The sequence below is a fragment of the Halomonas sp. genome (assembly GCF_029263665.1).
In the GTDB taxonomy this organism is placed as follows: Bacteria; Pseudomonadota; Gammaproteobacteria; order Pseudomonadales; family Halomonadaceae; genus Halomonas.
Genome location: NZ_JAJUFQ010000008.1, coordinates 94,250 through 120,876, shown reverse-complemented (window position 1 = coordinate 120,876; position 26,627 = coordinate 94,250). Strand labels below are relative to the sequence as shown.

The following is a 26,627-nucleotide window of genomic DNA, read 5'->3' as shown; positions in this document are numbered from 1 at the left end:
CAAGCAGCTAAGACGTCGCCATGGCCGACAACGTGCCGGCCGCAGGACGATGATAGACAAGATGACGTCCCGGACGGCAGAACCCCACCAGCAGCATGTTGGCTTCCCGAGCCTGTTCCACGGCCAGGGCCGTGGCTGCCGAGACCGCCACAAGCGCCCCGATGCCTGCACTGGCGCTCTTGTGAACCATTTCATAGCTGGCACGACTGGACACCAGGACAAACCCTTCGGCAACACTTTCGCCACGGCGCGCCAGAGCTCCAATCAGCTTGTCCAATGCGTTGTGCCGCCCCACATCTTCCCGCACCAGCTCGATGCGTCCTTGGGCATTGCACCAGGCTGCGCCATGCGCAGCGCCAGTCATGGCCTGCAATGCCTGATGCTGGGCCAGAGACGCCTGGGCATGCTGGATGGCACTATCGCGAATGGCAGGTGCAGTGACCCGGGGAATAGGCCGGATGGCTTGCTCCAGGGCTTCGGTTCCGCACAGGCCACAGCCGGTACGCCCCGTCAGATTGCGCCGCCGCTGCTTGAGCGCATCAAGCCGTTGGCCGGCAATTCTCATCTGCACTGCAATCCCATGTGCTTCTTCCTGTACTTCCAGGTCGTAGCATTCATGAGGATGCATCAGGATGCCCTCGGACAGGCTGAAGCCCAGAGCAAAGTCCTCCAGGTCCGCGGGACTTGCCATCATCACCGCATGGGAAATGCCGTTGTAGATCATGGCCACGGGCACTTCACTGGCCAGGGCATCCTCGGCCTGAGCCGAGATATGCCCTTGTTCCCCGCGACGCACTTCTAGCGAATAGTGCTGGTAGGTCATGGTGATATTGCCTTGCCCGATACCTGCTGGGCGGATGCCAGATGGTGACGCTGCTGGCGATCAAAATCGCTGAAGCGTTGCTGCCAGGCCGAAGGCTGACTGACTTTCTCCACCTGTACCGCCGTGACCTTGTATTCAGGGCAGTTGGTGGCCCAGTCGGAGTTATCGGTGGTGATGACGTTGGCCCCGCTCCCCGGATGGTGGAAGGTGGTATACACCACCCCTGGCTGCATGCGTTCGCTGATTCGAGCTCTCAGCACCGTCTGCCCGGCCCGGCTGGTGATGCCTAGCCAGTCACCGTCGCGCACGCCACGCACTTCAGCATCAGAAGGATGCAACTCCAGCACATCCTCATCGTGCCAATGCTGATTGTCGGTACGACGAGTCTGGGCACCAACGTTGTACTGGGACAGAATCCGCCCGGTCGTCAGCAACAGAGGGAAACGGCGGCTGGTACGCTCTTCCGTCGCGATATATTCGGTGATGGCGAAACGTCCCAGACCAATGGGGAAATCAACTTCATGCATGGTCGGAGTCCCATTGGGATGCTCGACATTGCATGGCCATTGCAGACTACCCAGGGCTTCAAGCCGCGCATAGCTGACACCGGCAAAGCTAGGCGTGAGACTTGCAATCTCATCCATGATCTCGGACGGATGGCGATAGTTCATCGGATAGCCCAAGGCCTGGGCCAGCTCCTGGGTCACTTCCCAGTCGGCCTTGTCGGCCAATGGTGGCATGACCTGACGAACCCGGTTGATGCGCCGTTCGGCATTGGTGAAGGTGCCATCCTTCTCCAGGAAGCTCGACCCCGGCAACAGTACATGCGCGTACTTGGCCGTCTCGTTGAGGAAGATATCCTGAACGATGAGGCATTCCAGGGAAGACAGCGCCGCCTCGACATGCTGCGTATTGGGATCGGACTGAGCGATATCCTCACCCTGCACATACAGTGCCTTGAAGGTGCCTTCGATGGCGGCATCGAACATGTTGGGAATGCGCAGGCCTGGCTCATCATCCAGATCGACCCCCCATGCTGCTTCGAAGCGGCCTCGCGCTTCCGCATTGGATACGTGCTGATAACCCGGCAGCTCATGGGGGAAAGAGCCCATGTCACAGGAACCCTGCACATTATTCTGGCCACGCAGCGGGTTCACCCCGACGCCTTCTCGGCCAATGTTGCCAGTGGCCATGGCCAGGTTGGCGATGCCCATGACCATGCTGGAGCCCTGGCTGTGTTCGGTGACTCCCAGGCCGTAGTAGATGGCGCCATTGCCTACGGTGGCATAGCTGCGTGCAGCACGGCGCACGGCCTCGGCGTCCACTCCCGTGATGGCCTCGCTGGCCTCGGGAGAGTGACGCGAATCACTGATGAAATCACGCCAGGCCTGGTAGGCCGCCGTGTCACAGCGCTTGGCGATGAACTCATGATCTTCCAGGCCTTCCGTGACAACCACATGCGCCAAGGCATTGATCAGCGCCACATTGGTTCCCGGGCGCAGTGGCAGATGCTGGGCCGCCTGCAGGTGTGGCGTCTTGAGCAGATCGATGCGGCGTGGATCGGCCACGATCAGCGTAGCACCCTCGCGCAGACGACGACGCATCATCGATCCGAATACCGGGTGGGCATCGGTGGGGTTGGCACCGATCACCAGGATGGTATCGGCCTGCATCACGGAATCAAAGGTCTGAGTGCCGGCAGACTCGCCCAGCGTCGTCTTGAGGCCATACCCAGTAGGAGAATGGCAAACTCGGGCACAGGTGTCGGTGTTGTTGTTGCCAAAGGCCGCACGCACCAGCTTCTGCACCAGATAGGTTTCCTCGTTGGTGCAGCGCGAGGAAGTGATGCCACCGATACTTTCGCGACCATGCTTGGCCTGAATCGCCTTGAGCCGCTGGGCCGCAAACTCGATGGCTTCCTGCCAGCTCACCTGACGCCAGGGCTGGTCGATGGACTCCCGCACCATAGGGCTGGTCAAGCGGTCCGGATGCGTCGCATAGCCGAAGGCAAAGCGCCCCTTGACGCAGGAATGGCCATGGTTGGCATCCCCGCCCTTGTAGGGAACCATGCGCACCAGCTGGTCGCCCTTCATCTGTGCTTCGAAGGAACAGCCCACACCACAGTAGGCACAGGTGGTAATAACGCTGTGCTCAGGCTGCCCTGCCTCGATAACACTCTTCTCCATCAAAGTGGAGGTGGGACAGGCCTGCACACAGGCACCGCATGAGACACAGTCGGATGCCAGGAAAGATTGCTCCGGTCCCACAGAAACCTTGGAGTCGAAACCTCGGCCATCGATGGTCAGGGCAAAGGTACCCTGGACCTCTTCACAGGCACGCACACAGCGCGAACAGACGATGCACTTGCTGGGATCGAAGCTGAAATACGGGTTGGAATGGTCCTGCTCAGCCTGAAGATGGTTCTCGCCCTCGAAGCCATAGCGCACCTCGCGCAGCCCGACGGCTCCTGCCATGTCCTGTAGCTCGCAGTCGCCATTAGCCGGGCACGTCAGACAGTCCAGCGGGTGGTCGGAGATATACAGCTCCATCACATTGCGACGCAACTTGGCCAGGCGTTCATTCTGGGTCGTCACCTGCATGCCGGCTTCCACCGGCGTCGTGCAGGCGGCGGGATAACCGCGCTTGCCTGTCACCTGCACGGCGCAAAGGCGGCAGGAGCCGTAAGCATCGAGGCTATCCGTGGCACACAGCTTGGGAATCTGGATCCCTGCCAGAGAGGCAGCACGCAATAGCGATGTACCCGCAGGTACCGTGACATTGATGCCATCGATCTCGAGACTCACGGGTGGGCCTTGCGGCGGCTCCGGTGTACCGAGATCCTGGGCATGCTGTCGGGGGTCAAAATGCTCGATCATGAATGGCCTCCATCTGCGGGGCGCCGGAAGTCAGCGGAAAAATGCGTCAGGGCACTCTGCACCGGGAAGGGTGTCATGCCCCCCATGGCACACAGGGAACCATCCACCATGGTCTCGCAGAGATCTTCCAGAAGAACGAGGTTGGCATCCCGGTCCTCGTCGGCTCGGATGCTGTCGATGACCTCCACCCCACGGGTAGAACCGATTCGACACGGAGTACACTTGCCGCAGGACTCCACTTTGCAGAACTCCATGGAAAAGCGGGCTTGCTCGGCCATGTCGACGCTGTCGTCAAACATCACCACACCGCCATGCCCGAGTACAGCTCCTGCCGCCGAGAAGGCTTCGTAGTCCAGCGGCAGTTGCCATTGGGATTCTGGCAGATAGGCACCCAGCGGGCCGCCCACCTGTACAGCCCGCAGCGGCCGACCTGTGAGCGTGCCGCCACCAAACTCTTCCATTAATTCCTGCAGGGAGGCACCAAAGGCCAACTCGACCAGACCACCGCGCCGTACATTGCCCGCCAGTTGCAGCGCCAGCGTGCCGCGCGAACGCCCCATGCCATAATCGGCATAGGCTTGACCGCCCTCGGCGAGGATATAGGGCACGGCAGCCAGCGACAGCACATTGTTGACCACCGTGGGAAGGCCAAACAGCCCTTCGATGGCAGGCAGTGGAGGCTTGGCACGCACCAGGCCCCGCTTGCCTTCGAGACTCTCCAGCAACGAGGTTTCCTCGCCACAGATATAGGCGCCCGCACCCAGTCGCACTTCCAGATGGAAACGCTTGCCACTGTGACGAATATCGTCTCCCAGATAGCCCGCAGCTTCGGCACGCGCTATCGCTGTATCCAGGATTTTCTGGGCCAAGGGATATTCCGAGCGCAGATAGATATAGCCTTGGGTCGCGCCTACCGCGAGCCCGGCAATGGTCATGCCCTCAATCAGCATGTAGGGATCACACTCCATCACCAGCCGGTCAGCGAAAGTCCCGGAGTCGCCCTCGTCAGCGTTACATACGATGTATTTCTGCGGCGCCTCAGTATCGAGAACCGTCTGCCACTTGATGCCGGTGGGAAATGCCGCCCCTCCTCGACCGCGCAGTCCCGACGCCTTGACCTCTTCGACGATCTCCCGCGGCTCGCGGGCAAGCGCGGCTTCCAGACCACGAAAGCCATCATGGGCCAGGTAATCGACAATCGACAGTGGGTCGGTGACGCCGATGCGAGCAAAGGTGAGTCGCTGCTGCTTGGCGAAGTAGGCAATCGCCTCCGTCGGCCCCAAGGACAGTGCATGCCCTTCACGACCATCCAGCATCCCGGCGTCCAGCAGTTCAGATACATCGTCCGCGCTGACCGGCCCATAGGCCATGCGGCCATTGGCAGTTTCTACCTCTACCAGAGGCTCCAGCCAGGCAGCGCCTCGGGAGCCGTTACGCACCAGAGTGATGGACAGACCACGGGCCTGTGCCTCTCGCTCAAGACGCGCTGCGACCTCATCGGCACCCAGGGAAAGGGCCGTGGTATCGCAAGGGACGAAGACACGAACACCGCCATGAACACTCATCCGGCCACCTCCAGAATCTGTGTACGCAACGCATCGGTCAAGGCATCGAAACGCTCCGGGGTCACTCGGCCCAGCACTCGATCGTCGACCCTCACGGACGGTCCGCAGGCACAATTGCCGAGGCAGTAGACAGCTTCCAGGGTGATCTCGCGATCCGCAGTGGTGTGATGGTAATCAATGCCCAGGCTTGCCTTGGCATGCGCTTCCAGACGGCGGGCACCAACGGCTTGGCAAGCCTCTGCACGACAGATCTGCACCACATGGCGGCCTGGCGGTGTCGTGCGGAAATGGTGATAGAAACTGATCACGCCATGCACCTCAGCCTTGGTCTGGCCGAGGGCATCAGCGATCTGTGCGATTGCCGCTTCGGGGATGAAACCGAGGCGATCTTGAATGGCGTGCAGGATAGGCAACAAGGCCCCTGGCTTATGCTTCAGGGCGTCTATCTCGGCCTGAACTGACTGAGGGCTGCCCTCTCGAGGCTTGCTCATTGCACTCCCCCTGATTGTTATCTTGCTGTATCAAATATGCACGACAATTCATATTTAGAGTTGGTATTCATGCCGACAGCAGGTTCGCTATAAAACAGCCATGAAGGGTCTATGAAATACGTGCGTCACGGTGCGATCAAAGCTACCATTGTGCGAACAAGCATAAAATATGAAACTTTGTTCATATGAAACGTATTCAGATTACCCCCGCCTGGTACTTCAGTGACGAATCCGGCAACCAGATCGATCCCACGCTATTCGCCCTGCTCGAGGCCATCCATCGATATGGAAAGCTGACCCAGGCCGCCGAGGATGCTGGCGTCTCCTATCGCCATGCCTGGAATCTGCTCAAGAAATGGGAACAGTTCTTTGGCACATCCCTGGTCGAACTGACTCGTGGGCGGGGCGCACAGCTTTCCCCATTGGGCAAGAAACTGCTTTGGGCCGAGCAGCGAGTGATTGCTCGCCTGGGCCCGCAACTGGAAAGTCTGGGATCGGAACTCAACCTGGCTATCCAGCAGCAACTTGAAGGTGTTCAACCCGTCCTGCGACTCCATGCCAGCCATGGCTTTGCTGTTGAGCTGTTGCCCAGATATCTTCAGGAATTGAGCCTGGACCTGCAGTACTGCAGCCCGCGGGAAGCACTGGCAACGCTCAATCGCGGCGCCTGCGACCTGGCAGGTTTCCATCTCCCCCAAGGCCCCGTGGGGCAACAGGTCATTCGTGACTATCAAGGCTTGCTCAAGCCACGCAGTCACCGCGTCATCGGGTTCATTTCGCGTCATCAGGGCCTGATGGTGGCCCCAGGCAATCCTTTGGGAGTCGATGGACTCTCGGCATTGGCCGGAAGAAAAGTGCGCTTCATCAACCGCCAAGCAACATCTGGCACCCGAGCACTGCTGGATGGACTGCTGAGCGAGGCAGGTATCAGGCCAAATGCCATCTCCGGCTATGAGGTCGAGGAATACACCCATTCTGCCGTCGCGGCATATGTGGCAGCAGGCATGGCAGATGCGGGGTTTGGTGTCGAAGCAGCAGCACAGCGCTTTGGTCTGGATTTCGTCCCTCTGGCACAGGAAAACTATCTGCTGGTCTGCCAGCAACGCAGCCTGCACGACTCTCGCTTCATGCGCCTGCTGGAGATATTGCGCAGTGAAGACTTCCAGAAAGCCGTATCGGCCTTGCCGGGCTATGCCCCCCACCGCTGCGGCCAGGTGATCGAAACCACTGAGCTGCTGCTCAGTCCGCGTTCATGATGACATGCCGCCCATGATAAGGGCGGCATGTCCTGTCTTTGCAACACACCTTCACTACTTCACTACTTAACGACCTGCCAACCCGCTGTTCAGCCAATTCGCTTATCAATCAATTCGCTTATCAATCAGTTTACCGACTCCGTATTCAAGCCATTAAACCAAAGTATATTTGCTTTAATATCAATACCTTAATAGACACATATCAACTTTCTTAATTTATCTTATTGCATCCGGATGCATTCAAGGTAAACACTGATTCCGCGAGCCTTGGATCAGTGCCTCCCTGGCTCCCCACTTTCAACAACAAATCTCACGCAATCACAAAACGAGAGTCCACTTCTCTCGCTGGGAGTCTCGACATGCTAACCACGCGTTACCTTCCTTCCCTTCGTCTCATGGTATGCATCACCGCCCTTGGCACATCTGTGGCAGTCCATGCCGGGACAGAAAAAACCATCGACGTCAGCCTGCCTCTCGGTCCGGATTCCCAGCAGGGAATCGGCGTCCTGAAGTTTGGCGAGGAACTCGAGCGGCTGTCCGAAGGAAGACTGACTATCGAGCCACACTATGACAATGCACTTGGTGCTGAGCGGGAAGTCGTTGAAGGCATGGGGTTTGGCACCATTGACGCAGGAATCTCCTCAACCGGCCCGATGGGAGGATTTGTCGACGAATTCATGCTGTTCGACCTGCCCTATGTGTTCAATGACCATGCCCATGCTTATGCGTTTCTCGATAGCGAATACGGAGAGCAGCTGGCACAACTCGCCGAAGATCAGATGAACGTGAAGATTCTGGCCTGGATGGAAAATGGTTTCCGCCACGAGACCAACTCCGTGCGTCCGATCCATGAACCGGCAGACCTCAAGGGAATCAATCATCGCACCCAGGAAAGCCGCGTTCAGGTCGATACCTGGGAGGCACTGGGTGCCAACGCCACTCCCATGGCATGGACCGAGGTCTACACCGCGCTTCAGCAAGGCGTCATGGATAGTCAGGAAAACCCTCTGGCAACCATCTATGACGTCAACTTCTTCGAAGTGCAGAACTACCTGAACCTGACCAAGCATGTCTATTCACCTGCGCCGCTGATGATGAGCCTGGACCTGTTCAACTCTTTCAGTGAAGAGGACCAGGCCATCATTCTCGAGGCGGCGCAACTTGCTCTTCCCGTACAGCGTGAAGCAAGTCAGGAGCTGGAAAAGCGCTACCTGACCCAGCTCGAGGAAAAAGGCATGACGGTCACCGAACCTGATCTGCCTGCGTTCAAGGCAGCTGTCCAGCCCGTTATCGAAAAATGGTCGGAAACCGTTGGCAAGGACCTTGTCGATGCTGCAGTCAACTTCAGTGACTAGTTCCCGCCTCCTCGGTTCATCGCTGTCGCGCCATGGCTGACCACCACCGTCACACATGAACCTTGCCACATGCTCCTGGTAGCCGCCGCTGGGGATTCCCGGCGGCCAGGCTCTCACTCACCAGACATTCGAGAGGTCCTTTCATGAGGCTTTCTCTGGCGGCTGTACGCACAGGTATTGATAGATTCAACGGCATTCTTGGCTGGTTTCTGGCCTTCACGCTGCTGGTCATGACGGTTCTTATCTTCTGGCAGTTCTTTGCCAGGTTCGTCATTGGAAAACCGCTCTATTTCTCTGAAGAAATTGCCAGGTTCTGCATGATATGGCTGACCTTTCTCGGTGCAGGACTCGCCTTCAGAAAGGGGTTGCTGATATCGATAGATATCGCACTGGAACATGCCGGCCCCGTGCTTGGAAAGATGATACGAATTCTGATCATCCTATCTTCCATCTGCTTTGCATTCATATTGACGTATTTTGGTTTCGATATTGTTGACCGCGTTTCCCACCAGACAGCGCCAAGCACCAGAATATCCATGATGTGGCCATACATTGCCGTCCCGCTTGGCGGCATCGTCATCATCATCAATTCCATTGACCTGCTGTTAAAAGAATGCGTGTCGGAAGAATGCGCATTGCAAGAACTCGCACATAAAGAACCCGAAAGCGAGGAGGCATAATCATGGCATTATTACTCTTCGGATCATTGATCGTCTTTTTCATCATTGGCGTCCCTATCGCCTTTTCTCTTGGCCTCGCTTCTGCCATCACTGTCTGGCAGGGTGACTTGATGCCTATGCTGATCATTGCTCAGCAGTTCATTGCTTCCGTCAACTCGTTTCCTTTGATGGCCATTCCATTCTTCATTCTTGCCGGATACCTCATGCAGAGTGGAGGCATTTCCAAGCGGTTGGTCGACTTCTCCAATACCCTCGTGGGCAGCATGACCGGAGGACTGGCGATGGTGGCCATCCTCACCTCATTGTTCTTTGCCGCCATATCCGGCTCTGGGGCAGCCACCACGGCAGCCATTGGCTCCATTCTTATCCCTGCCATGGTGGCAAAAGGCTATGCCAGCGACTATGCGGCTTCCAACCAGGCTGCCTCCGGGGCTTTGGGTGTCATTATTCCCCCAAGCATTCCATTGATTCTTTATGCCATCGCTGCAGATGTTTCAGTAGGAGACATGTTTGTCGCTGGCGTATTACCGGGCCTGATGCTCACCTTCAGCCTGATCGTCTATGCCTATTTCTATGCCAGACGCAAGCACCATGGAGGAGAAGAAAAGAGTTCCTGGCACGACATCTATCAGGCTGGACGCAAGGCACTGTTGGCCATTTTCATGCCCATCATCATTCTTGGCGGCATCTATGGTGGCTTTTTCACACCAACAGAAGCTGCAGTGGTCGCGGTGGTCTACTCCTTCATCATTGGCACGCTGGTCTACCGAGAAATCCACTTCCGAGAGCTACCGAAGATCTTTCAGGAAGCTGCCGTCATGACGGCTGTGGTATTGATCATCATTGGTGCCGCAGGAGTGTATGGAAGAATCCTCCAAAGCCTGCGTGTCCCTACCATGATCTCGGAGTTTGTCATAGGCACCATTGACAGCCCCTTGCTCTTCATTCTGCTTGTCAATCTTCTGCTTCTGATTGCAGGCATGTTCATTGAAGCCGCTGCAGCCATTCTGATCCTGGTGCCTATTCTTCTTCCCATTGCCATCAACTTTGGATTCGACCCGATTCACCTTGGTGTCGTCATGGTCGTCAACCTTGCCATGGGTATGTTCACCCCGCCGGTAGGACTGAACCTGTTTGTGGCGTCCCAGATATCCAAGGTCAGCGTGACACGTCTTTCCTATGCCATCGCCCCCTTTGTAGCCATTGTCCTGGTCAACCTTCTGATCATCAGCATGGTGCCGTCTCTATCGACCTGGCTGCCCTCGCTGCGATGAAACGCTGTCGGTCTCAAGAACCGGTCTTGAGAGCCGGTCTTGAGAAAAAAGGAATTTCACTCATGCCCCGCCCCCATTCAATGCAAAAGGATACACCTATGACCGTTGTCGAAAGCCTTGTTCCTCAACCTGGACTCCGTGTACTGGTCACCGCGGGAGCCAATGGTATCGGGCTTGAAATTGCCCGGGCCTTTCATGAATCTGGTGCCAGAGTTCATGTCTGTGACCTGGATGAAGCAGCCATTGCCGCATTGCCTGACGGCATTGCTGCAACGCATGCCGATGTCAGCGATGAATCTCATGTCACCCGGTTGTTCAACGATCTGTCACACCTCGGAGGGCTGGACGTGGTCGTCAACAATGCAGGCATTGCTGGCCCTACGGGAGGCATCGACGAAATCACTTCGGAACAGTGGCGCAGGACCATCGATATCAATCTCAACGGCCAATACTACGTCGCCAGCCGCTCAGCCAAGGCACTTCAGGCTTCCAGGGGGCTCCTGATCAACATGGCCTCTGTGGCTGGACGCCTGGGATTTGCCTATCGCACGCCTTACGCCGCCAGCAAATGGGGAATCGTCGGACTGACCAAGAGCCTCGCCTGTGAATGGGGCCCTGCCGGGGTTCGGGTCAATGCGATTCTGCCGGGGATCGTGCGCGGTCCCAGGATCGAGCAGGTGATCAGGGACCGGGCAGCAAAACGAGGCATTGGCTACGACGAGATGGAAGCCGAGAACCTGGCGAAGATCTCCATGCGCAAGATGGTGGAGCCAAGCGACATTGCCGCCATGGCGCTGTTTCTGGCAGCACCAGGAGGCAGCAACATCTGTGGCCAGGCGCTCAGTGTCTGCGCCAATGTCGAATCGCTCTAATCACCCCCTGATTCCCCAAGCTTGAGGACATCTAAATGGCACCACATATTGCTGTCGTGGGAGCTGGCCTGATTGGCCGGGCATGGGCCATCGTGTTCGCCCGGGCAGGCCATGCGATACGACTTTACGACCCTAGCCAGTCGGCGCTGGAAAATGCCCAGGCAGCTATCCAGCAGTCGCTTGCCGATCTGGTGGCCGCGGACCTGCTGGCCTCCGCCACTGAAACGTTTTCGCACATACAGTTCGATGATTGCCTGGCCAAGGCCCTGGAAGGCGCCAGGTATGTGCAGGAATGCGGCCCAGAACAGCTTGATGTCAAACGCGACCTGTACCAGAAGATGGAAGCACTCGTCGCCCCGGAAACGATACTGGCAAGCTCGACATCGGGTATTTCGGCCTCCCATTTCAGCGACCACCTTGCTCACCCTGAACGCTGCCTGGTGGCCCACCCCGTCAATCCTCCCTACCTGATTCCCCTGGTCGAGGTCGTCCCAACGCCCATGACCTCTGCTCAGGCCGTGGAAATGACGATGAAGCTGCAGCGAGACATCGGCCAGCAGCCCGTTCTGGTAAGAGAAGAGATCCAAGGCTTTGTTCTCAACCGACTGCAAGGCGCCCTGCTCAATGAGGCCATGAGGCTGCTGCATGATGGTGTGATATCCGCCGTAGACCTCGACAAGACCGTCAAGCATGGCCTGGGACTTCGCTGGTCATTCATGGGGCCTCTCGAGACCATCGATCTCAATGCACCTGGCGGCATCTGTGACTATGCCGAGCGTTATGGTCCCCTCTATCAGGACATCGATAGGCAGCGCAGCGATACCGCCCCTTGGTATCCCGAACTGCTGACAACGATAGAAGGCGAACTCCGTCAGCAAGTGGCGGCCAGCGATCTTGCCGCGCGCCAGCAGTGGCGGGACCAGAGCCTGATGGCCCTTATCAGCCATCAACGAACCCGTCGCTGAAAGGTTCTCTTTCCGTTGAAGGAGCTCTCTTTCCGTAAAGGTTGTCTTTTCCAGCAAAGGTTGTCTTTTTTCAGTAAAGGAGCCCCATATGGCCACTCCACGCAAGTCCATCATTACCTGTGCTGTCACCGGAGCCATCCACACCCCTTCCATGTCGCCCTATCTGCCGGTAACACCGGCGGAGATCATCGAAGCCTCCATTGCCGCTGCTGAGGCAGGTGCTGCCATCCTGCACTTGCATGCGCGTGACCCTGAAACAGGGAAGCCCACTCAGGATCCTGCGGTTTTCGAGCGCTTCCTCCCTCAAATCAAGGAAGCCACAGGGGCCGTCATCAACCTGACGACGGGGGGAAGCCCTCACATGACGGTCGAGGAACGCATGCGTCCCGCCATCGAGTTCCAGCCGGAACTTGCGTCTCTCAATATGGGATCGATCAATTTCGGCCTGTTTCCCATGCTGAATCGCTACAAGGAATTCAAGCATGAATGGGAGCGGGAGCACCTGGAAAACAGCCGTGACCTGGTGTTCAAGAACACCTTCTCGGACATAGAGAAAATCATGACGTTATGTGGGGAGAACGGCACCAGGTTCGAGTGCGAGTGCTATGACATTGGCCATCTCTACAGCTTGAAGAACTTCGTTGACCGAGGCGTCATCGAAGGACCGATCTTTATTCAGAGTGTCTTTGGCATACTGGGTGGGATCGGACCCCATCCGGAAGATGTCATCCACATGCGGCGCACGGTGGACAGGCTATTCGGGAGTGACTATGCCTGGTCCGTGCTGGGCGCAGGCAGCAGCCAGATGAGAATTGCTGCACAGTCCGCCGCCATGGGAGGCAATGTGCGAGTAGGGTTGGAGGATTCACTATGGCTAGGCCCTGGCAAGCTTGCAGAGAGCAATGCCAGCCAGGTCGCCAAGGCCAAACAGATGCTCGAATCCTTGTCGCTTGAAGTCGCCAGCCCTGATGACGCGCGGCAGATGCTGCAACTCAAGGGCGCGAACAACGTCGCCTTCTAAGGCAAGTTTCCTTCGCAACCTCGATGTTGCCTCATCTACAATGCGGAGAACTGCCAGGGGCCGGTGCCTCTGGCAGCGAGGCTTACAGCGAGGATAGATTGAGGACAGTACCAACGGTGAAAAGGAAAGGAGCGACCTCTCGAGAAGTCGCAAGACTCGCGGGGGTCTCACAGTCAGCGGTCAGCCGGTGTTTTTCTCCAAAAGCCAGTGTATCCGAGGCAACCCGGCAGAAAATCCTCGATGCAGCCAAAGAATTGGGATACCGCCCCAACTCTATTGCACGCTCACTCACCACTCGCTCAAGCCGTACCGTGGCAGTAGTGATTCATAGCCTTGAAAGCCCCTTCTACTCCATGGTGCTGGAACGAGCTGCACGCTTCTTTCAGGGACAGGACTACCATCTCCAGCTGTTCGTCGCCACTCCAGGCGACAGTGTCAATGATGTGATCGACAGCCTGATCCGCAGCCAGGTGGAAGGCGTGCTGATGCTGGCCATTACCCTCAGTGTCGATCAGGCATCCATGCTGGCGGATGTCGGGATACCGACGGTCATCATCAATCGCACCGTGGATTATGCAGGCATCAGCCAGGTGGGCTGCGACAATTTCCATGGTGGTTTCTGGGCGGCCACGCATCTGGTAAAGGCTGGTCACGAGAGGATGGCTTTCGTGGCAGGCCTGGCAGGCAGTTCTACCAGTGAGCAGCGTCGTGATGGCTTTGTGGCAGGGCTCGAGGCAGCCGGACACACATTGGCCTATCAGGACATTGGCCATTATCGTCACGAAGATGCCTGCCAAGCGGCAAGACGACTGCTTTCCCGTGAGTCTCCGCCTGATGCCATCTTTTGCGCCAATGACCTGATGGCCATTGCCGTCATGGAAACAGCACGTCATGAGTTCGGGCTACGCATCCCCGAGGATGTTGCCGTGATTGGTTTCGACAACGTTGCCATGGCAGCATGGCCCAGCCATGACCTGACAACCGTTGCACAACCCATTGATGACATGGTGATCAAAGCCACCGAGTTATTGATGCACCAGGTTCGTGATGAGGAAACTCAGCCACAACACATCAAACTGCCGATCGTCCCCATGGTACGCGGAAGCACTCGCCCTCCTCTCAAGCGCTGACCTATCCCCGGGCGTTGAACTGCCCCCCGAAAGTTGGACACCCCATCCAACCTTCGGGAGGCAGTTCACATCGTTGCTCCCAGCACTGGGTGTTTGGCTCAAAGGAAGAAGGGTGCCCTTCCGATCCTAGGGGTCTCGGCGATTCATGGGAACATGAGTCAGCCAGTCGAGCCACTGGTCCCATAAAGAACGTGCGACTGTCTCTCGCGCGCTACGTGAACGGCATCTAAACTAACCATCTCCTATTAACTAATAATTTTTCAATATAAGGAGGTCGTCATGAGTCGCCGAAATGGAGATCAGCACCGTGGCATCCACGCGCTATACGCCGAAGATTCAGCCGATGCTGATCGCCGCCTTTGGGGGCGTGAGGTGGACCCGGTCACGCGCAGAGGGTTTCTCAAGCGATCAAGCCTGCTTGCCATGAGCGCAGTACTCGGTGCCAGTATTCCCTTTGCTCGTTTCATGCCAGGTGGATTGATTCCCGCAGCACTGGCTCAAAGTGAGGAACCCTTTGCCATTGATGGGAAGGATGGCTTGGTCGTCCTCAATGACCGTCCCATCAACGCCGAGACGCCTGCTCACCTGCTGGATGACGATGTGACACCCGCACGCCACATGTTCGTGCGTAACAATGGCCTCCCTCCCGAACGCGACAGTATCGACACCAGCCAATGGACACTGGAAATCACCGGAGAATCCTGCGTCACCCCTACCACATTCACGATAGACGAGCTGAAAGAGCGCTTTGACACTCATACCTATCAGCTGCAAGTGGAATGCGGTGGCAATGGCCGTTATGAATTTGTGCCCGCAACTGGCGGCAACCAATGGACTACCGGTGCCGTCGCCTGTCCTCGGTTCACTGGCGTACGTCTGCGCGATGTACTGGAGGCCTGTGGTATCGCCGAAGACGCTGTCTATATCGGCTATTATGGTGCTGACCGACATGCCAGTGGTGCTGCCGGCAAGGTCGCCATCTCGCGCGGTGTCCCCATGAGCAAGGCATTAGAGGACGAATCTCTGATTGCCTGGGCCATGAACGACGAGGATATCCCTTACCAGAATGGCTATCCGCTGCGCCTGGTGTGTGGCGGCTGGCCAGGTTCCGTTTCCGGCAAGTGGCTGAACAAGATCGTCATACGCAACCAGAAGCACGATGGTCCCAAGATGGCACCTCCCTCCTACAGCATACCGGCCACGCCAGTGGCGCCAGGCAGCGAAGTGCCGGAGGACGAATTCGTCACCATTCACTCCATGCCGGTCAAGTCACTGATCACCTACCCCCGCTCGGGCATAGAACACGCTGCGGATCAGGTACTGGAGGTTCGCGGCCATGCCTGGGCCGGCGACCTGTCGGTTGCCAAGCTGCATGTGTCGATCGACTTTGGTGTTACCTGGCAAGAGGCCAACCTCAAGGAAGCTCCCAATCGCCTGGCCTGGCAACGTTTCACTGCCGACATCAACTTCCCCCAGCCAGGCTACTACGAGATCTGGGCCCGAGCCGTGGACGAGAAAGGCCAGTCCCAACCCATGGTGGTACCTGGATGGAACCCCAAGGGCTACCTCAACAATGCCTGCCATCGCATTGCGGTTCAGGTCGTCTGAGGAGGGGCATCATGGTGATGACATCACGCAAGCATCAATGGTCATTGGCAAGGCGCACACTGGCTGGCCTGCTCGCTTCGCTGGCCGCCAGCGCACTGCTGACCCATGCAGCCGCGGCACAGGATGTCGATGCAGACACTGGGCTAGTGATTGCCGATGGCTGGGAAACGGTCAAGAACAACTGCACGATCTGTCATTCCGCCAAGCTGGTGACGCAGAACCGCGGCAGTCGAGAGCATTGGGCCGACCTGATCACCTGGATGCAGGACACCCAGGGGCTATGGGAATTTCCCCCGGAAATGGAGAACACCATTCTTGACTACCTCTCCAGCCACTACGGCCCCAAGCATGAAACCCGGCGCCAGAACCTGCCACCGAACCTGATGCCTCCTGCTGCTTCGGCCGGGGAATCTGCGCCCTCCTCATGACGCTTTCATGATGCCTTGATAGCACTGCGGCCCCTTTGATGACATCAAAGGGGCCGCACATATGCGTATCAGTCAAGGTGTCATGCCAGCACGTTGAGGCACCAGGTAATCGCAGGAATGGCAACCGCATCAATCAGCACCGCACCACATAATGGCACGATGATGAAAGCCTTGTGCGACACGACCTTGTAGTGCTCGCATACGGCGCTCATGTTGGCCACGGCATTCGGTGTTGCCCCGAGACCATGACCGACGAAACCGGCAGTGAGTACAGCGGCATCATAGTTACGACCAAGCAAGCGAAACAGCACCAGCAGCGCAAGCCCGACGATAGCCACTGTCTGCACCAGCAGAATGATCAGCAACGACCCGCCCATCTCCTGCAGTTGCCAGATCTTCAGGTCCATCATCGCCATGGTCAGGAATACGCCAAGGGCCACATCTCCGATGGCAGCCAGGGCATTGTCAGGAAGTTCGACCCAGGCAAAGCGATCGTTGAGATTGCGCAGCACGATGGCCACGAACATGGCACCGACATAACTGGGCAGGATGATACCGAGATGACTTCCCAGGCTCTCCTTGAACCATGCGCCCAGCACCATTACCGGCAAGACAATGGCCAATACCTTGAGCAATACCGAACCATCAATGCGACCAATGCTGGGGCGCCCTTCTTGCTGCAGTGTCTCCAGGCCATGCACATCCTCGGCTTCAATCCGCACGCGACGACGGTCGATGATCCAGCGTGCCAGGGGGGCGCCGATAATGCCGCCGACGATCATGCCGAAGGTGGCCGAGGCAATCGCTGCCGTCGTGGCCCCCTGTGCCCCCAGTGCTTCAGCTTCAGGCCCGAAGGCAGCCGCCGCACCAAAGCCCCCTTCCAGCGACGTCGCACCGGCCATCAGGCCGATCAACGGATCGAGCCCCAGCATATGCGCCATGCCAATGCCGATGCCATTCTGCATCAAGGCCAGGGTCCAGCATGCCAGCAGGTAGATCAACAGCGCCTTCCCGCCTTTCTTCAACAGGGCCAGGCTGCCTCCCAGTCCTACGGTGGTAAAGAAGGCCACCATCAGTGGCGACTGCATGGCCATGTCCATGTCTATCTCGACCAGCCCCAGATCACGCAACAACCAGGCCAGCAGAGCAAAACCGAAGCCGCCGATGACAGGGGTGGGAACACAGAAATGTTCCAGCCAGTTCAGGCGTCGTTTCAGCCAGCCCCCCAGCATCAGCAACAGCAAGGCCAATGCCGTGGTCGTCACGGCATCCAGGTGCAGATTCATGATTTCGCTCCAGAAACGTTATGCGGGCACGAGAAGGCCTTTTGTCTGCAGCCGAGCCCGGTTTTCAAGAAAGTGTCGATGACCTCAGCGGGCCAGGCGTTCGACAATACGTGCACCGACACGGGCGGTGCGCTGGTCGATATCCAGCTCAGGATTCAGTTCTGCAACATCACATACCGGCAGCTCGACACGGGCACGCACATAGTCAATGACGTCCTCGACAAGACGCAGGGAGATGCCTTGTGCCGAAGGTGCGCTTACGCCTGGTGCCACATATGCCGGTAGCGCATCCAGGCACACGGTGAGATAGACGGCATCTACCTTGGCCAGCAGGCGATCGACAGCCTCTTGCACAGCTCCGGTACATTCATCGAGGCAGTCTTCGTCCATGACCCAGTCGACTCCCAACTGGTGTGCTCTATCGAACAATGCCCGCGTATTACCGCTACGACTGACGCCCAGGCAGGTGTAATGAAACCCTACCTGATGCTCCGCACAACGTTCGGCACACTGGCGGAAAGGCGTTCCCGAACTGGGGCGTGCCGCCTGGCGCAGGTCCAGATGCGCATCCAGGTTGAGAATGCCCAGCCGCGGCAATGCCGAGGACTGCAGGCGTTGACGCAATAACCCAGAGAAGCTGGCAAAGGCGATCTCATGTCCTCCTCCCAGGCCGATGACGCGATGCCCCTGACCAAGCAGACTTGCAACACGCTGAGCAAACAGCGCTTGGGCGTCTTCCAGAGCATCGCCTTCGCAGACAATATCTCCGGCATCGAACAAAGGAGCATCAAGGTGATAGGCCAGATTAGCCAATTGACCACGCAAGGCGCCGGGCCCTTGCCTGGCCCCGGCACGCCCCTGATTGCGTGCAACACCTGCGTCACAGCTCAGGCCAAGCAAGGCATGTCCTGGTACAGACTTTTCGCTGTAAGGCTGCATGACCTGATGCCAACGGCGCGTATCGCCATTTTCCTCAGGGTCTTCTCGCCCACGCCATAAACGGTGGCACTCTGTGCTGTACCATGCTGATGTCACTGCAAAAGTTCTCCTAAGCGTTGCGCACTGTCACGGGTCTGGCAGGCGAGCCATTCCTCACGCCCGGACACTCGGCTTTGCGGTGCCATGACACTGACCACCGCTTTCAACTGACCACGTGGTGTCAGCACTGGGGCACTGGCTCCCCACACGCCTTCATCGATCTCGCCAAGGCTGACAGCAAAGCCATGCTCGCGGATGTCGACCAATCCCTGCAATGCCACATTGCGCTCCTGCTCATCTCGCAATGCCAGCGCCATCTCGCGTTCGGCATCCGACATCCAGGCCAACAGCGCTCTCGCACTAGCACCCTTTACCAGTGGCTGGACCTGTCCCTGTCGGTAGCAGCAACGTAGTGGCTGAGGGCTATCGATCATCTCGACGCACAGGGCGTGGTCCCGCAATGCCACCAGCAAGGCAGAGCTTTCCTGGGTTCGCTCGGTCAGTTCCATCAGCACAGGGCTTGCCCAGCGCATGAGTTCATTGCGCCGCAGAAAACCCTGCTGCAAACGCACCGCCTGAGCGCCGGGAGCATAGCGGCCATTGGCACGCTCGCTGACCAGCCCCCAGGCCAGCAACTGGCGAAGATGCCGGTAGGCGGTGGAAACCGGCTGAGCGGTACTATCGGCCAGTTGCTTGACGGTCATGGCTTCATCGCCATTCGCCAGGCAACACAGCAGCGCCAGCATGCGGTCGGATGGTCCCATCGTTTTCTCCCCGCTTCTCAAACACCTCTCCAGCACTTTTTAAACACCTTTCCAGTGCTTTCAAACACCTTTTCAGTACTTTTCCAGTACTTCTCAATGCACATGTATCCAACTGACATGTCTGTGCAGAGTTCACGTTCGGCGAGAGCGCTATCAATAAGAATATTTTCGATAAAATCGTATCCCTACTGACGAGTTTTCGGAAAAATCATTATCAATTTACGAGAAATCGATGACGATACTTTAGTCTAATAGAGATTCATCAATAGAATACGCCCCCCCTGGCTGCGAGACAGCCAAGGCAGGATGAAGGAAAGGGAAGGCAATGATACGGGAGGGAAAACACAGCCAGGCCGCGGGAAGCCTCGAGCAACCGACACGACCTGACAGGACAGTAGAGAAACAGCGGACCCGGGGCAACCTCACACCATCAGTTCAATCTCGTACCCCGTGTACTTGCGCAAGTTGATCACACCGCTATCAAGCATCAGGTACTGACCCTTGATGCCCATCAGCACCCCTTCGATGGCCGGCGTCTTATCAAGGTTGTGGGAAACCACCTTGGTGGGGTACTCGAGCACGGGATAGGTGAAGCGCTGTGCAGGCTCGTCAAGCACACGGATGGCATCCTGGCCAAAACGCTCGTGCAGCTCCTCAAGGCCAGGAGCCAGAGTGGTGAGCAGCCGATCGCGCTCGGCAGCCAGATCGATCTCTGCAGTATCGTTCTTGAGCATGGCTCGCCAGTTGGTGCGGTCCGAGACTTCGTTCTTGAACAGCACTTCGACAAAACCGGATTGCTGGCGACTGTCCACGGCAATGATCGGCAACGCCTGGACCGCGCCCTGGTCAAGCCAGCGAGTAGGCATCTGGTTGGCACGTGTGATACCGACCTTGAGTCCGGAGGCATTGGCCAGATAGACGATATGAGGCTGGAAGCAGAAGCGCTCGCCCCACTCCGGCTCACGGCAGGTGCCTTCGTGGAAATGGCACAATTCAGGTTTCATGATGCAGGAATCGCACTGCGCCAGACGCTTGAAGCAGGGGTAACAATACCCCTGGCCGAAGCTTTTCTTGCTGGGTCGACCGCAATGGGTACAGGCGATGGCACCTGTCCATCTCAGACTCAAGGGCTTGCCGAGATAATCATTGAGCGGCAGACGCGCCTCCCCCGCACGCAAGGTGTAGCGAGCGGGAGTGGCCGGTTCGATGGACATCTTGGTCAGGCAACCACTGGCAAGCATGTCAGTCACGACTGGCATCCCGGCCCAGACCTGCCAGTTCGGCAGGAATATCGGTGCCACTGGATGAACCACCGCACGTGCGCTGTTCCAGATACCCCACGCGCTGCTGCGGCGGAACATTGTTCTCGACTTCGTAGCGAATCACCGCTTCCAGGGACAGTTCGGTCTGCTCCTGGGTGAGGCGCCGCCCATCAGGCCATTTGCGCAGCGCCACCGCCTGCTTGAGGCTCTCGTAAATGGCCGGTGTCATCTGGGAAATCATTCGTTCGAAGGTCATGTCACTCATCGAAACATCCACACTAAATGGCTGGTTTGCGTGAATGATACCAGCCGAGCGCCAACCCCACGAGCAGCCCTCCCAGATGAGCGGCATTGGCAACGTTACCGAAGCCGATCAGCCCAGCAAAACCCGTCATCGTGAATACCATCCACAGCAGCATGAACACGACCAGCATCTGCGGTACAAAGAAGCCACTTTGCGGAGCCCTGCGCATCATCAACCAGACATAGCCCAACAGCGCATAATCGACGCCCGACATGCCGCCGAAGAACACGCTCCCCGTAGCGTACTGTGCCAGGTTGCTTGCCACCCCGGCCACGATGACCAGAATGAACATGCGCAACGGACCGTTGAGCAGCTCGATCTGGCGCCCGAAGTACCATAGCCACATCATGTTGAAGATCAGGTGCATCCAGCCAAAATGCAGGAAGATCGGTGAGATCAGCCGCCACACTTGCCCGGAGGCCATGCTGTCGGCGAGTGTTCCCACCGCCAGGGCTCCTCCACTGATACCTACCGGAACGATCGTCATCCAGATCAGCGCCATGTCACCCCACAGCGCCTGGGCGCCGAAGACAATCAGGCTCAGCACCAACGTCAATACCGTGACCGGTAGATGGCGCAGGACACGCTGCCAATCCAGAGAAGTTCCAGCCTGTGCCTGCGGAGGCGGGGTCAAAGCCTCTCCCCGTTGCCACCGACCCAACAGTTCCTCCACTGCCCCCTGCTGCCTTGGATCCGCCAGCCACAGCACCTGTCCTTCTTCTTCATTGGTAAAACGGTGGCCAATCCGGTGTGCCCACAGTGCCTGGCGCAACTCGCGGGTATCGATATCGTGAGGGATCAGCAAGATCCGATACATGGTGCCTCCTGCACGCTGGCTGTCTGTGCGCTCATGGCTGTCTTCACGCTCATGGCTGTCTGTACGCCGGGATCACACCCTGATCCTGACGCGGGAAAGGAAATCATACACATACAAAAAGTCCGGCGGAGGGGGCCGCCGGACAAGAGCAAGGGATCATTCAAGGGAACACCTACTCTGACGCTGACCTGGGGAAAAGGTTTCACGACTGGACAAAAATAATTTGTAATGTTTTGTATCAGTCAAATTCCATCTCTCGAGGAGTAAGCCGCGCATTGGCATCCCGGGGAACAGGCACCCAGATAAAGTTATCGGCATCAAGGCGTCCGGTATTTGCGTAGTCGGCGAAACTATGGCGATAGGCCACAAGTCGCCCGAACTTGACCGCACTATAGTCAAGGCAAGCAATATTTGGCGCAGGCAAGGCAGGAATGCCCTCGCACCAGTAGTGTCCGATGAACAAGGGCGGCTCATCAGGGCCATAATAGCTCAGCGACGCCTTCTCCTCGCCCGACAGTGGCCGCCCCTCCAGCCCCTGAGGCAAGTTATCCGGTTGGAACACCACGTCTCCCCAGGTAATGGGATCGTGGGCCCAGAAATGCGTCCTGAAAGTACGCCGGGAGAAACCATCCCCGGAGTGAATCACCACTCCCTGCGGCAACGTGATCGCCCCACCCCGTGTCAGGCGCTCAAGAATATCGAACTCCTCGGTGTCCGGAATCGAGGCCCTGACCAGAAATTCCGCGTCGATGCAGGTATCGGGATTCAACTCACGAAGCCTGTCGACCCTGGCATGATCCCAACAAGCATGAACGACACGGATACCATCGATCTCGAGGCACAAGGGCAGGCTGGCGAACCAGGTCAGCGCATCATCCCATTCCTGCGGATGATCGTGATACTGATCCAGCGTTTCCTTGATGATGCGATTATGCCGAGGGGTATGTGGCCGAAGCCATTCACGTTCCAGCCCAGGTGGGGCCTTCTGGGTATAGCTCAGGGCATTGATTTCATGGTTGCCCAGCACGATATAGGCTTCGCCCTCCTCCACCATGCGCTTGGCAATGCTCACGGCCAGCCGAATACGCGGCCCACGGTCGATCAAGTCGCCAAGAAAGACCACCTTGCGCCGAGGATGGCGATACACCCCGCCCTTCAAGTGATAGCCCAGGCGTTCCAGCAGCACAGCCAAGGTTGCGCCACAGCCATGCACATCACCAATCAGGTCGTAACCTTCCAATACGTTGGCTGTCACCTCAATCTCCCAACCGGTGGCTCCAGCCCAACTTGCTACGCAGTACATCGTAGAAGTTGTGGCCGAGCGGATGCACCAGTTGCACACACTTCGGTTTGCGGCGGATCACCAATACATCGTCAGGTTTGGCTACAGCCCGAGTCTGACCATCGCAGCTGATATGCGGGTATGTCTGGTTGGTTTCACCGATATGTACCCGAATTTCACAGGCCGCATCAATCACGATAGGCCGGCTGGACAGGGTATGAGGAAACATGGGAACCAATGTCAGAACATCCAGCTTGGGATGCATGATAGGACCACCACCGGACATGGCGTATGCCGTGGACCCCGTGGGCGTGGCCACAATCAGGCCATCGCTGCGCTGGCTGTAGACAAACTGGCCGTCGATAAACAGCTCGAACTCGATCATGCGCACGGCCTTTCCCGGGTGCAGCACGATCTCGTTCAGAGCATCGCCGCTACCGACCAGGTCATCCCCTCGGTAAAGCTCTGCATCAAGCAGGAAGCGCTGTTCCACTTCATACTTGCCCGCCAGGACTTCACCGACCCTCTCTTCCAGTTCATCTGGCGAAATATCCGTCAGAAAACCAAGGCGGCCGCGATTGACACCAAGCACCAGCGTACCGCTATGACACAGGGTACGCGCGGCTCCCAGCAGACTGCCATCGCCTCCGACCACAATCACCAGATCGCATAACTCGCCGAGCAGCCGACGGCTGGCTTCGGCATGGCCTCGTTCCAGCAATGTCGAAGCGGTCCTGTCTTCGACGATGACATGGTAGCCCTGGTTATCCAGAAAGCGGATCAGGCGCTTGAGAGTCTCCAGTACCTTGGCACTCCCCGGGCGACCGATCAGACCAATATTCTTGAACGCTTGCATGCACGCATCCTTCGCTAGGCAGGCGCTCATTATGGCGACCTGCCGGGAAGCGGGCAAACCCGCCGCATGATCGGGTGGCTTCGGGTTTCCCGATGCGCCTCAGGACGCCTGGTTTACCTTCACCTCAGGACACCAAGGCAGCTTCCTGGCGTTTCTTCCACCAGTGATTGAGCCACAAGGAGAGGCCGATGATCACAGCTCCCAGTGCCAATCTCATCAGATCGGCATCTCGGTTCCAGATCACCAGATTGACCAGCAGCCCTGCCGGTATCAGTGCATTGTTCATGATCGCCAGCGTTCCGGCATCAACCTTTACCGCCCCCAGGTTCCACATGAAGAACCCCAGCCCGGAAGCGACCAGCCCGAGCCACAGCAGCACTCCCCATTGCAGCCCGCTTGTCGGCAATGCCTGAACGTTGCCTAGCAGGAAGAAAGCAGGCAATGCCACCCCCAGGGCACCGAGATAGAACCAGGCGAAGACACTGTGACGTGGCAGTTCGTCAGGCAGGGTCGCCGAGAAACGGCGATAGCCGACCTGTCCCAGGGCAAAGCACAGATTGGCTCCCTGCACGACCAGAAAACCTGCCCAGAAGCTTTCACTGACGCTCTGGTAACGAATGACCGCAGCCCCAATGACAGCCAATATGGCAGTCAGCAGATAGAACGGCGTGAAACGGCCAAACAACAGGTCATCCAGTAATGCGATGTAGATGGGCGTAAAAATGGTGAACAGCAGAACTTCCGGAACCGACAGCAACAAGAAGGACTGGTAGAAAAAAATGTACATCACGCCCAGCTGGAGTGCTCCCACCCCCAACAGCACCACCATTTGCCTGGGACGCAACAGGCGTGGCCTGAGCAATGGCAAGAAGACAAGAAATGCCAGTCCTACCCGCATCAGCACAGCAAAGTAGCTGTCTACCTGACCGGACAGGTAGACACCAATCAATGAGAACGAAAAGGCCCAAAGGGCTGTCACCAGGACAAGCAGGCTCACCGTCAACTCCATAACAATCTCAAGTTGACGGCAAGTATACGGCAACCTGCATGCACTGCTGAACATGGGAAATACGGATGCTTCCTCGCCACTCTGATATCTCATGAGCAGCAAGGCGTCATGCTCAGGAGACTTCCCTTTATGGAAGATAACGGTATAACAACGACTATTCTTCCTGATGACGACGATACAGCTTCAGCAGCCACCATACCGCATAGACCACTCCGGGCAGCCATCCCAACAGCATCAGCATGAAGGCAAGAGCCGTACGTCGAGGGCCAGCTTCGCTCACGGCAACCGCCAGAGGAGGTAGCAAGACCGCCAGCAGCAGCAGCGCCAAGCGTGCTGAAGGCGATGCCATCAACACCCGAGCCATTCCCTCCTGGGAGCGTACGCTTCCTGGATGGGGACGCTCCTGCTCAGGGGTTTCAGAGGAGACGGAAGCCCGAGTGGCGGCACCCGGTGTGGGTTCAGGTGTAAAGTGCTCCACACCACCCGCTGCCCTGCCGCGGTCAGAGGGGGGGGCAACAGCATCGTGATGCGCCTGATGATCGACCTTCTGCTCCAGCTGTTCTGCACCTTCGGCGAGCACATCATGGTAGCGCTCCCAGTCTTCCCAATCATGCGGCGTTCCGGCCTTGGGACGGTGGTCATGAGAGCCACGGGCACGCTCCCATGCCTTCTCTTCTAGGGTCGTGGCTTTCTCCTTGTCTTTCTTTCCATCAAGCCCTTTTCGGGCCAGGTACTCTTTCGCATCCATAGGCTGGTCTCTCGCTTTATGCCGGAGCGTGGTTCGGGAATCGCTGAATAAATCAGCCGAGCGGGATGAAGGCTATGTTCGTTCCCGACGAACAATCGCACTTCCCACATCCATGTGGGTCGCACAAGGCGCACGGAGCACAGCAACCGGAGCCTATGGGGTATAGGTGAGGATGGTGAGCACCGCGCACCAGTTCGCCGGGAGCGAATTGGAACATCCTTCGGATGGCCCGAAGGGTAGCCCAGTGATTCGCACGCGCAGGCATTTATGCAGTGTTTCCTTTGCCGCCCCGATCCTATGGCCTGATATGCAGGACCAACAAGTATATTTCAGCATTCTCTTACCCATATTTCATGCTGTAGTGAGCTACGCTGAATTCATGCATTGACTGAACGGCTCTGCAAGCATCCTGCGCCGCCCGAATACCGGCCGTGTAGAACAGGACGGACAGAGGTAACCGTCCTTGACAACCAGGAGAGCAACCATGCCCTTGAAAGCCCCTCCCTCCATTGTCCGCGACATCATGTCCCGTGATTGCTATCGGGTCACTGGCACGACATCGATTTCCACACTGGCAGAAGGACTGGCGCTCCACCGCTTACCGGGGGCCCCTGTTGTCGATAGTCACGACCATGTCATCGGCTTCATTTCAGAGCAGGATGTCCTGGGCAAGGTGATCGAAAGCCTGTATCTGGATGTCGAGGCCCCATTGGTCAACGAGTTGATGCGCAACGAAGTGCTGACCGTCTCCCCGACCAAAAGTATCGTCGACCTGGCTCAGGAGATGCTGGGCGCCAAGCCCAAGATCTACCCTGTCACCGAACAAGGCCGCCTGATAGGCATCGTCACCCGGCGAGACGTTCTCAATGCGGTGCTGAGCATGCGTCGACAACTGCGTAGCGCCTGACGTGCCACTCTTGTCCTGCCACTCTTATCACCAAATCTTCTCACCAAATGGTGCTTGCCACTCGGCCCTG

General features: G+C 57.6%; 25 protein-coding genes. 11 read left to right on the top strand and 14 right to left on the bottom strand.

What is annotated here, in order from left to right:
- Positions 1–7: 7 nt before the first annotated feature.
- Genes fdhD through Q1K07_RS10710 form a run of 4 tightly spaced genes read right to left on the bottom strand, consistent with a single transcriptional unit; the run spans position 8 to position 5,755 of the window.
- On the bottom strand, positions 8–823 hold the full coding sequence (gene fdhD / locus Q1K07_RS10725) for a formate dehydrogenase accessory sulfurtransferase FdhD (RefSeq protein WP_300310611.1): 816 nt from the start codon (positions 821–823) through the stop codon (positions 8–10).
- Entirely contained in the window at positions 820–3,699 is a 2,880-nt protein-coding gene (gene fdhF / locus Q1K07_RS10720) for a formate dehydrogenase subunit alpha (RefSeq protein ID WP_300310609.1), read from the bottom strand. The genes fdhD and fdhF overlap by 4 nt, the downstream gene beginning before the upstream one ends.
- Positions 3,696–5,264: an NADH-quinone oxidoreductase subunit NuoF gene (locus Q1K07_RS10715; protein WP_300310607.1), complete on the bottom strand. Its 1,569-nt coding sequence runs from the start codon at positions 5,262–5,264 to the stop codon at positions 3,696–3,698. Before Q1K07_RS10715 ends, fdhF begins: the two co-directional genes overlap by 4 nt.
- On the bottom strand, positions 5,261–5,755 hold the full coding sequence (locus Q1K07_RS10710; RefSeq protein WP_300310605.1) for a formate dehydrogenase subunit gamma: 495 nt from the start codon (positions 5,753–5,755) through the stop codon (positions 5,261–5,263). Before Q1K07_RS10710 ends, Q1K07_RS10715 begins: the two co-directional genes overlap by 4 nt.
- Positions 5,756–5,940: 185 nt before the next feature.
- Here Q1K07_RS10710 and Q1K07_RS10705 point away from each other — a divergent pair, with 185 nt between their 5' ends.
- The 10 genes from Q1K07_RS10705 (at position 5,941) to Q1K07_RS10660 (ending at position 16,344) form a co-directional block, all read left to right on the top strand.
- On the top strand, positions 5,941–7,011 hold the full coding sequence (locus Q1K07_RS10705; RefSeq protein WP_300310603.1) for a substrate-binding domain-containing protein: 1,071 nt from the start codon (positions 5,941–5,943) through the stop codon (positions 7,009–7,011).
- A gap of 359 nt (positions 7,012–7,370) precedes the next feature.
- On the top strand, positions 7,371–8,366 hold the full coding sequence (locus Q1K07_RS10700; protein WP_300310601.1) for a TRAP transporter substrate-binding protein: 996 nt from the start codon (positions 7,371–7,373) through the stop codon (positions 8,364–8,366).
- Positions 8,367–8,509: 143 nt separating this feature from the next.
- Positions 8,510–9,046 carry a TRAP transporter small permease gene (locus Q1K07_RS10695; protein WP_300310598.1) on the top strand — a complete coding sequence of 179 codons (537 nt, stop codon included), beginning with the start codon at positions 8,510–8,512 and terminating at the stop codon, positions 9,044–9,046.
- A 2-nt stretch (positions 9,047–9,048) separates the two neighbouring features.
- On the top strand, positions 9,049–10,320 hold the full coding sequence (locus tag Q1K07_RS10690) for a TRAP transporter large permease (protein WP_300310596.1): 1,272 nt from the start codon (positions 9,049–9,051) through the stop codon (positions 10,318–10,320).
- A 98-nt stretch (positions 10,321–10,418) separates the two neighbouring features.
- Entirely contained in the window at positions 10,419–11,192 is a 774-nt protein-coding gene (locus tag Q1K07_RS10685) for an SDR family oxidoreductase (RefSeq protein WP_300310594.1), read from the top strand.
- Positions 11,193–11,227: 35 nt separating this feature from the next.
- On the top strand, positions 11,228–12,157 hold the full coding sequence (locus Q1K07_RS10680; protein WP_300310592.1) for a 3-hydroxyacyl-CoA dehydrogenase: 930 nt from the start codon (positions 11,228–11,230) through the stop codon (positions 12,155–12,157).
- A gap of 88 nt (positions 12,158–12,245) precedes the next feature.
- Positions 12,246–13,178, top strand: coding sequence for a 3-keto-5-aminohexanoate cleavage protein (locus Q1K07_RS10675; RefSeq protein ID WP_300310590.1), 933 nt, complete (start codon positions 12,246–12,248; stop codon positions 13,176–13,178).
- A 116-nt stretch (positions 13,179–13,294) separates the two neighbouring features.
- Positions 13,295–14,308: a LacI family DNA-binding transcriptional regulator gene (locus Q1K07_RS10670; protein WP_300310588.1), complete on the top strand. Its 1,014-nt coding sequence runs from the start codon at positions 13,295–13,297 to the stop codon at positions 14,306–14,308.
- 279 nt (positions 14,309–14,587) lie between these two features.
- The gene (locus tag Q1K07_RS10665; protein ID WP_300310586.1) at positions 14,588–15,916 is read left to right on the top strand and encodes a sulfite oxidase; all 1,329 of its coding nucleotides are present in this window, start codon (positions 14,588–14,590) and stop codon (positions 15,914–15,916) included.
- Between the two features lie 11 nt (positions 15,917–15,927).
- Positions 15,928–16,344 (top strand): hypothetical protein, encoded by a 417-nt coding sequence (locus Q1K07_RS10660; protein WP_300310584.1) that lies wholly within the window; start codon positions 15,928–15,930, stop codon positions 16,342–16,344.
- An 80-nt stretch (positions 16,345–16,424) separates the two neighbouring features.
- Here Q1K07_RS10660 and gltS read toward each other — a convergent pair whose 3' ends face one another.
- From gltS to Q1K07_RS10610, 10 genes are all read right to left on the bottom strand, one after another.
- Positions 16,425–17,630, bottom strand: a complete 1,206-nt coding sequence (gltS, locus tag Q1K07_RS10655; protein ID WP_300310582.1) for a sodium/glutamate symporter — start codon at positions 17,628–17,630, stop codon at positions 16,425–16,427.
- Positions 17,631–17,714: 84 nt separating this feature from the next.
- A complete protein-coding gene (gene hutG, locus Q1K07_RS10650; RefSeq protein ID WP_300310579.1) occupies positions 17,715–18,665 on the bottom strand; it encodes a formimidoylglutamase in 951 nt (316 codons plus the stop codon).
- The gene (locus Q1K07_RS10645) at positions 18,662–19,372 is read right to left on the bottom strand and encodes an IclR family transcriptional regulator (protein ID WP_300310576.1); all 711 of its coding nucleotides are present in this window, start codon (positions 19,370–19,372) and stop codon (positions 18,662–18,664) included. Before Q1K07_RS10645 ends, hutG begins: the two co-directional genes overlap by 4 nt.
- A 422-nt stretch (positions 19,373–19,794) precedes the next feature.
- Entirely contained in the window at positions 19,795–20,613 is an 819-nt protein-coding gene (locus Q1K07_RS10640) for a DUF2797 domain-containing protein (RefSeq protein WP_300310717.1), read from the bottom strand.
- Position 20,614: 1 nt separating this feature from the next.
- Entirely contained in the window at positions 20,615–20,899 is a 285-nt protein-coding gene (locus tag Q1K07_RS10635; RefSeq protein ID WP_149285453.1) for a DUF1315 family protein, read from the bottom strand.
- A 13-nt stretch (positions 20,900–20,912) separates the two neighbouring features.
- Positions 20,913–21,755, bottom strand: a complete 843-nt coding sequence (locus Q1K07_RS10630; protein WP_300310574.1) for a rhomboid family intramembrane serine protease — start codon at positions 21,753–21,755, stop codon at positions 20,913–20,915.
- Positions 21,756–21,993: 238 nt separating this feature from the next.
- Positions 21,994–22,995 (bottom strand): metallophosphoesterase, encoded by a 1,002-nt coding sequence (locus Q1K07_RS10625; protein WP_300310715.1) that lies wholly within the window; start codon positions 22,993–22,995, stop codon positions 21,994–21,996.
- 16 nt (positions 22,996–23,011) lie between these two features.
- Positions 23,012–23,893 carry an NAD(+) kinase gene (locus Q1K07_RS10620; protein WP_300310572.1) on the bottom strand — a complete coding sequence of 294 codons (882 nt, stop codon included), beginning with the start codon at positions 23,891–23,893 and terminating at the stop codon, positions 23,012–23,014.
- A 124-nt stretch (positions 23,894–24,017) separates the two neighbouring features.
- A complete protein-coding gene (locus Q1K07_RS10615) occupies positions 24,018–24,890 on the bottom strand; it encodes a carboxylate/amino acid/amine transporter (RefSeq protein WP_300310570.1) in 873 nt (290 codons plus the stop codon).
- A gap of 166 nt (positions 24,891–25,056) precedes the next feature.
- Positions 25,057–25,650, bottom strand: a complete 594-nt coding sequence (locus Q1K07_RS10610) for a YqaE/Pmp3 family membrane protein (RefSeq protein ID WP_300310568.1) — start codon at positions 25,648–25,650, stop codon at positions 25,057–25,059.
- Between the two features lie 484 nt (positions 25,651–26,134).
- Here Q1K07_RS10610 and Q1K07_RS10605 point away from each other — a divergent pair, with 484 nt between their 5' ends.
- Positions 26,135–26,557: a CBS domain-containing protein gene (locus tag Q1K07_RS10605; protein ID WP_149285458.1), complete on the top strand. Its 423-nt coding sequence runs from the start codon at positions 26,135–26,137 to the stop codon at positions 26,555–26,557.
- The last annotated feature ends 70 nt before the right edge of the window (positions 26,558–26,627 follow it).

Bases quoted from the DNA above. Each gene is read 5' to 3' on its own strand.
- Q1K07_RS10645 (WP_300310576.1), bottom strand. From the start codon at position 19,372: ATGGGACCATCCGACCGCATGCTGGCGCTGCTGTGTTGCCTGGCGAAT.
- Q1K07_RS10700 (WP_300310601.1), top strand. From the start codon at position 7,371: ATGCTAACCACGCGTTACCTTCCTTCCCTTCGTCTCATGGTATGCATC.
- Q1K07_RS10665 (WP_300310586.1), top strand. From the start codon at position 14,588: ATGAGTCGCCGAAATGGAGATCAGCACCGTGGCATCCACGCGCTATAC.
- Q1K07_RS10640 (WP_300310717.1), bottom strand. From the start codon at position 20,613: ATGCTTGCCAGTGGTTGCCTGACCAAGATGTCCATCGAACCGGCCACT.
- Q1K07_RS10675 (WP_300310590.1), top strand. From the start codon at position 12,246: ATGGCCACTCCACGCAAGTCCATCATTACCTGTGCTGTCACCGGAGCC.
- gltS (WP_300310582.1), bottom strand. From the start codon at position 17,630: ATGAATCTGCACCTGGATGCCGTGACGACCACGGCATTGGCCTTGCTG.
- Q1K07_RS10715 (WP_300310607.1), bottom strand. From the start codon at position 5,264: ATGAGTGTTCATGGCGGTGTTCGTGTCTTCGTCCCTTGCGATACCACG.
- Q1K07_RS10695 (WP_300310598.1), top strand. From the start codon at position 8,510: ATGAGGCTTTCTCTGGCGGCTGTACGCACAGGTATTGATAGATTCAAC.
- Q1K07_RS10610 (WP_300310568.1), bottom strand. From the start codon at position 25,650: ATGGATGCGAAAGAGTACCTGGCCCGAAAAGGGCTTGATGGAAAGAAA.
- Q1K07_RS10685 (WP_300310594.1), top strand. From the start codon at position 10,419: ATGACCGTTGTCGAAAGCCTTGTTCCTCAACCTGGACTCCGTGTACTG.
- Q1K07_RS10660 (WP_300310584.1), top strand. From the start codon at position 15,928: ATGGTGATGACATCACGCAAGCATCAATGGTCATTGGCAAGGCGCACA.
- fdhF (WP_300310609.1), bottom strand. From the start codon at position 3,699: ATGATCGAGCATTTTGACCCCCGACAGCATGCCCAGGATCTCGGTACA.
- Q1K07_RS10705 (WP_300310603.1), top strand. From the start codon at position 5,941: ATGAAACGTATTCAGATTACCCCCGCCTGGTACTTCAGTGACGAATCC.
- Q1K07_RS10620 (WP_300310572.1), bottom strand. From the start codon at position 23,893: ATGCAAGCGTTCAAGAATATTGGTCTGATCGGTCGCCCGGGGAGTGCC.
- Q1K07_RS10605 (WP_149285458.1), top strand. From the start codon at position 26,135: ATGCCCTTGAAAGCCCCTCCCTCCATTGTCCGCGACATCATGTCCCGT.
- Q1K07_RS10680 (WP_300310592.1), top strand. From the start codon at position 11,228: ATGGCACCACATATTGCTGTCGTGGGAGCTGGCCTGATTGGCCGGGCA.
- Q1K07_RS10630 (WP_300310574.1), bottom strand. From the start codon at position 21,755: ATGTATCGGATCTTGCTGATCCCTCACGATATCGATACCCGCGAGTTG.
- Q1K07_RS10710 (WP_300310605.1), bottom strand. From the start codon at position 5,755: ATGAGCAAGCCTCGAGAGGGCAGCCCTCAGTCAGTTCAGGCCGAGATA.
- Q1K07_RS10690 (WP_300310596.1), top strand. From the start codon at position 9,049: ATGGCATTATTACTCTTCGGATCATTGATCGTCTTTTTCATCATTGGC.
- Q1K07_RS10635 (WP_149285453.1), bottom strand. From the start codon at position 20,899: ATGAGTGACATGACCTTCGAACGAATGATTTCCCAGATGACACCGGCC.
- fdhD (WP_300310611.1), bottom strand. From the start codon at position 823: ATGACCTACCAGCACTATTCGCTAGAAGTGCGTCGCGGGGAACAAGGG.